This window comes from Salinicoccus sp. RF5, from assembly GCF_020786625.1.
Lineage (GTDB): Bacteria > Bacillota > Bacilli > Staphylococcales > Salinicoccaceae > Salinicoccus.
Genome location: NZ_JAJGRC010000017.1, coordinates 1 through 401, shown reverse-complemented (window position 1 = coordinate 401; position 401 = coordinate 1). Strand labels below are relative to the sequence as shown.

Sequence of the window (401 nt, the reverse complement as noted above, 5' to 3'; positions counted from 1 at the left end):
CCATATTCCAATAGCCATTAGCCGAATCACTGACCCGGCTTCCAGTCGGGTCGAGCTGCGTCGTAGCCCTGGACGGGGTGGGGTGGCAAGGGGTTATATTTTACCAAATTGGGAAAACGAAGATCGGGGTCGGCATCAATTTGCAGATAGAGGGAGTAGTAGAATTTCTCAAGCTTTTCATCCGGCGTATACCACATTGCACTTGAAGGAGGCGTCCTCTTTCCGAAGACGCGCGAGAGAAAAAAGGCTGCACTCCTGCCGCCTTGAGAGACGGAGACTTGATAGTAGCTAAGTGCCTTTGGATAATTATTTTCAACCAACTCATAGTAGCTTCCAAGCTCATAGCTCGCCGGAGCATAACCTTGACTGGAAGCACAACTGGCATACGCCAGCCCCAATTC

At 50.6% G+C, this 401-nt stretch carries 1 protein-coding gene; it reads right to left on the bottom strand.

What is annotated here, in order from left to right; all coding sequences use genetic code 11:
* Positions 1 to 26: 26 nt before the first annotated feature.
* Positions 27 to 401 (bottom strand): SEL1-like repeat protein (locus tag LLU09_RS12545; RefSeq protein WP_228312055.1); only part of this gene is annotated, 375 nt, incomplete at its 5' end.